The sequence below is a fragment of the Variovorax sp. P4_D9 genome (assembly GCF_056401695.1).
The window spans coordinates 1-4,954 of the sequence record NZ_JBFUIU010000662.1; the positions used below are offsets into that span (position 1 = coordinate 1).

Sequence of the window (4,954 nt, forward strand, 5' to 3'; positions counted from 1 at the left end):
TCCTTGTAGCGCTGCGCGTACTGGTGGTACATGCCGTCCGGCAGGCCGGACGCGAGAACGATGTGGCGCGGAATCGCGCTTTGCAACAACCAGGCGCCAAGAAAGGCAAGGGCAACGCTTGCCACCGCGACCAAGGTCCAGCGCAGTGGTTCGTGTCGAGTTTCTAAAGGCAAATCACCGAGTCGCATACGGGAGTCGAATGTCCTGAGTGCCGATGCTGAATGCTGCAGTGTTGAGAGTTGTCAAGTCAAAGAAATAGCAGCGCATGAAAATTCCTACGTCTTCTACCCTAGAAGGTCGAACCATGGCAACGCTCTCCCAGCCTGATCTCGTACGCGAAACACGGATGTCCAGGAAGCTCATGGATGTGCTCATCCGGGCCGGACTGGTACTGGCCCTGACCCTGCTGTGTTACCGGATATTCTCGCCTTTCATCTCCATGATGGCCTGGGCGCTGATCCTGGCGGTGACGATGTACCCGGGCCATCAGGCGCTGGCCGGGAGGTTGGGTGGAAAACAGGGGTTGGCGGCCACGTTGCTGGTGCTGGCCGGCATCACGCTGATCGTGGCGCCCACGGCCGTGGTGCTGGGCTCGCTGGGCGATTCGGTCCATCAGACCGTGGTCAACCTGAGCGACGACGACTTGAAGATTCCTCCACCGCCGCCCGGCGTGGCAGAGTGGCCCGTGGTTGGCAAGAAAGTGGACAGCATCTGGTCATTGGCCCACAAGGACTTGCCGTCGGTGCTCAAGAAGGTGCAGCCACAGCTAGGTGAACTGGCCGCCAAGGCGCTGGAGATGGTGGCCAGCATGGCGGGGTCGGTGCTGCTTTTCGTGTTCTCCTTCATCATCGCAGGCATCATCATGGCCTTCGGAGAGTCGGGCTCCGAAGCCGCGAGGTCGATCCTCGGACGCATCGCGGGCACCCGGCGGGGCGTGGAGTTCGCCGAGCTGGCGACCCAGACCATTCGCGCGGTGGCCCTGGGCGTGGTCGGCGTGGCCTTCATCCAGGCCATGGTCGTGGGCATCGTCCTGATCGTTGCCGAGATTCCCTTTGCGGGCGTGCTGGCGATCATCGTGCTGGTGCTGGGCATTGCGCAGGTGCCCGCGCTCCTGGTCACCGTGCCGGTCATCGCCTACATCTGGCTGAGCGGGGCGTACGACACCGTGCCGGCCGTTGTCAACAGCGTGCTCCTGGTGATCTCAGGCATGCTCGACAACGTCCTGAAGCCGCTGTTGCTGGGCCGGGGGGTGGATGCCCCCATGCCGGTGGTCCTGATCGGTGCGTTGGGCGGCCTGGCAGGCGCCGGCATCCTGGGCATGTTCGTGGGTGCCGCCGCGCTGAGCCTGGGCTATCAGATCCTCATGCGGTGGGTAGCGACCGATCCGGACGTCGTCGAGACGGAGACCGACTTGCCGACGGCTACTTGAGCCGATGCGCGCGATGCCTTCGAAGGGGTCGAGGGTGCGAGTGATGGCATTGGCCGGCGCCGCCGCGATGCTCGGGGGATGCACCACGGTGGGGCCCGATTTCGAGCGGCCCCGGGTGCCCTGGCTGTCCGGCTGGACCGGCGGTTCGCTCGAAACCCTCGCCGCCGACCCGCGGCGCCCGCGCAACGGCTCAATGCAGGCGTGGTGGCGCAACTTCAACGACCCCGTGCTCGACCAGCTCGTCGCCGAGGCGCAGCGCGTCAATCCCAGCGTGCGAATCGCCGGCATGCGCATCATGGAGGCGCGGGCCCAGCTCGGCATTGCCGACAGCACGCGCTATCCGCAGGTGCAGCAGGTGACCGGCAACGTGCTCGGCGTGGGCGAGCAGCGCTCGGGCGGCGGGCGCGACACCAGCGCGGTGACGGCCAATGCCGCGCTGAGCGTGAGCTGGGAGATCGACTTCTGGGGCAAGTTCAAGCGCAGCATCGAGTCGGCGGACGCCGCCTATCTCGCCAGCATCGCCCAGTACGACGACATGCAGGTGCTGATGGCAGCCCAGGTCGCCGGCCTGTACTGCTCGATCCGCACGGTGGAACTGCGGCTGCGGATCGCGCGCGAGAACGCGGAACTGCAACGGCGCAGCCTGCAGATCACGGAGTTGCATTTCAAGAGCGGCAACGAGTCCGAGTTGGACGTCCAGCAGGCCAAGGCGCAGTACCTGGGCACGCTGTCGACCGTGCCCCAGCTGGAGATCGTCCTGCGCCAGACCCAGAATGCCTTGAGCATCCTGCTGGCCCGCGCCCCGGGCCCCTTACCCGAGATGGACGAGGGGAAGGGACGGATCCCGCAGGCCGGCCTGGACGTCATCGTCGACATGCCGGCCGAACTGCTGCGACGCCGTCCGGACGTGCGGACGGCAGAAATGCAGCTGGCTGCGCAGTCCGCCCTGATTGGCGTCAGCGTCGCGGACCTCTATCCGTCCATCTCGCTGCTGGGCTCGGTGGGCTTGGCGGCGACGTCGGTCTCGGGGTCGCCACAGATCCTGAGCGGGGCCATCGGGCCCGGCCTGGTCTGGAATGTGTTCGACCATGGCCGGCTGACCAACACCGTGCTGCTGCAGGACGCGAGGTTCCAGCAGTTCTACGAGCAGTACCAGGACACGGTGCTGCGGGCGGCCCGCGAGATCGATGATGCGTCGGTCGGCTTTGCCAAGACCGGCGAGCAGATCGTGCTGCTGGCGGACGCGGTGAAGGCCGCGCAGCGTTCGCTGGAAATCGCCGACAGGCAGTACAACGAAGGCTTGATCGACTTCCAGCGCGTGCTCGACTCGCAGCGGACGCTCTTCAGCGAGCAGGACCAGCTGGTCGCCAGCCGCGGCAGCCTGTCGCAGAGCCTGATCGCCATCTACAAGGCCATGGGTGGCGGTTGGGAGGCGGCCCGCAGCCGGCCCGTGCTCGACGATGCGACGCAGGAGACCATGGGCCGGCGCAGCGACTGGAAGGGGCTGCTGGCAGCCCCGCTGCCGCCGCCCGGCGCCGATGCGCTGCCCACTCCGGAGGGGACAAGACCATGAGCGACGAAGCCACGCAGCCCACGCAGCCGCCACCCGAGTCCGGCAAGGGCGCCCGCATCGGCGCCATCGTCGTGCTGGTGCTCATCGTCGCCAGTCTGGTCTGGTATTTCGTGTCCGATCGCCTGACACCCTACACGTCGCAGGCCCGGGTGCAGGCCTTTGTGGTGCCGGTGGCGGCGGAGGTGGCGGGCCGGGTGCTGAAGGTGCACGTCAAGAACAACGACAGCGTGGAACAGGGGCAGCAGCTCTTCGAGATCGACCCGACGCAGTACCGCATCGCGCTGCAACGCAGCCGTTCCGACTACGAGTCGGTCCGGCGCTCCATCAATGCGTCGGTGGCGTCGGTGGATGCGGCCCAGGCCTCGCTGCGGGCGGCCGCGGCCAACCATGTCTACGCCCAGCAGGATGCCACGCGGTTGGAGCAGATCTTTGCCGAAGACCCTGGTGCCATTTCCATCCGCCGGGTCCAGAGCGCACAGGCCAGCCGTGTCAAGGCGCTCAGCCAGGAGCAGGCAGCCCGGGCGGACCTGATCCGCGCCCAGGAAGCGGCGGGCGAGAGCGGCGACAAGAACGCGCAGCTGACCAGTGCCCGCTCGGCCGTCGAAAAGGCCGAACTGGACATGCAGCGCACGGAGGTGGTCGCACCCGCGGGCGGCCTCGTGACCGACCTGCGCACCGACGCCGGGCAGTTCGTGCAGGCCGGCGCGCCGGTCATGACGCTGGTCACCATCCACGACCTCTGGATCAGCGCGGACATGACCGAGAACAACCTTGGCAACATCGAGCCCGGCGACGCGGTGGCGATCGTGCTCGACGTGATGCCGGGCAAGGTCCTGAAGGGCCGGGTGCGCAGCGTCGGCAGCGGGGTCGCCAGTGGGCAGCCGGCGCAGCCGGGGACGCTGCCGACGATCGAGAACAGCCGCGACTGGCTGCGCCAGGCGCAGCGCTTTCCGGTGGCCATCGAGATCGATCCGTCCGAGCGYGAGCAGCTGCGCGCCGTGCGGGTCGGCGGACAAGCCGAGGTGCTGGTCTACACGGGCGATCATGGGCTGATGAACGGGCTCGGAACGGCCTTCATCCACCTGATGAGCATGCTGTCCTATGTCTACTAGGAAGCGCCGGATGGGCCGGGCCGACAAGGGCGTGCTGCGACTGGCCATCGGCCTGGCGCTCGCGGTGCTGGTCGCCTACGGCTGGGCCCTGAAGGCGCCCTACGCGGTCTGCGTGGTGGCCGTGCTGATCCTGTGCAAGCCGGGGCCGCCGATCCCGCTCTTCAAGGGCATTGCCTTCGCCCTCGTCATCGCCGCGCTGATGACGGCCGGCGTGCTGGTGGTTCCGGTGCTGGAAAACTACGCGCTGGCCGGCGTGCTGCTGACCGGGGCGTTGCTCTACGCGGTGTTCTATTCAGGCGTGCGCAATGCCAACCCGCTGACGACGATCCTGGTGATGGCCATCACCTTGATTCCAGTCGTCGGCGTGGTGGAGCAGGTCCTGGCCTTCCAGATTGGCGCAACCCTCGCGGTGGGTCTCTGCATCGGCGTGCTGGTGAGCGGCGCATCGCACGCTCTCTTCCCCGATCTCCCCGTTCCCGCCGGCAGCGGGGCTCCACCGGAGGTCCCCACCCGGGAGTCGGCGAGCTGGATTGCCTTGCGCGCCGTCCTGGTCGTCATGCCAATCTTCGTGCTGGCGCTGACCAATCCCTCCTTCTACGTCGCCGCCATCATGAAGTCCGTGGCGCTGGGTCAGCAGGCCGGCTCCACCAGCACCCGTTCGGCCGGACGGGAGCTCGTGGGGTCCACACTCATGGGCGCAGTGATCGCGGGATGCATCTGGATCGGCCTGTCGCTGCGCCCCAACCTGTGGATGTTGATGCTGTGGATGGCCGCGGCCGCGCTGTGGGCGGGGGCGCGGCTGTTCCGGGTCCGGCCCGGCGCCTTGCCGCCATCCTTCTG

Annotated in this window: 4 protein-coding genes; all 4 read left to right on the forward strand. The window is 67.4% G+C overall.

What is annotated here, in order from left to right:
• Positions 1 to 304 precede the first annotated feature (304 nt).
• Complete coding sequence (locus AC1DY5_RS41965) at positions 305 to 1,429, forward strand: AI-2E family transporter (protein WP_478120342.1); 1,125 nt, start codon at positions 305 to 307, stop codon at positions 1,427 to 1,429.
• Positions 1,430 to 1,472: 43 nt separating this feature from the next.
• Positions 1,473 to 3,002, forward strand: a complete 1,530-nt coding sequence (locus AC1DY5_RS41970) for an efflux transporter outer membrane subunit (protein WP_478120345.1) — start codon at positions 1,473 to 1,475, stop codon at positions 3,000 to 3,002.
• Entirely contained in the window at positions 2,999 to 4,114 is a 1,116-nt protein-coding gene (locus AC1DY5_RS41975) for an HlyD family secretion protein (RefSeq protein ID WP_478120343.1), read from the forward strand. Before AC1DY5_RS41970 ends, AC1DY5_RS41975 begins: the two co-directional genes overlap by 4 nt.
• Before the next feature lie 10 nt (positions 4,115 to 4,124).
• The coding region (locus AC1DY5_RS41980; RefSeq protein WP_478120344.1) for a DUF2955 domain-containing protein at positions 4,125 to 4,954 on the forward strand (830 nt) is incomplete at its 3' end.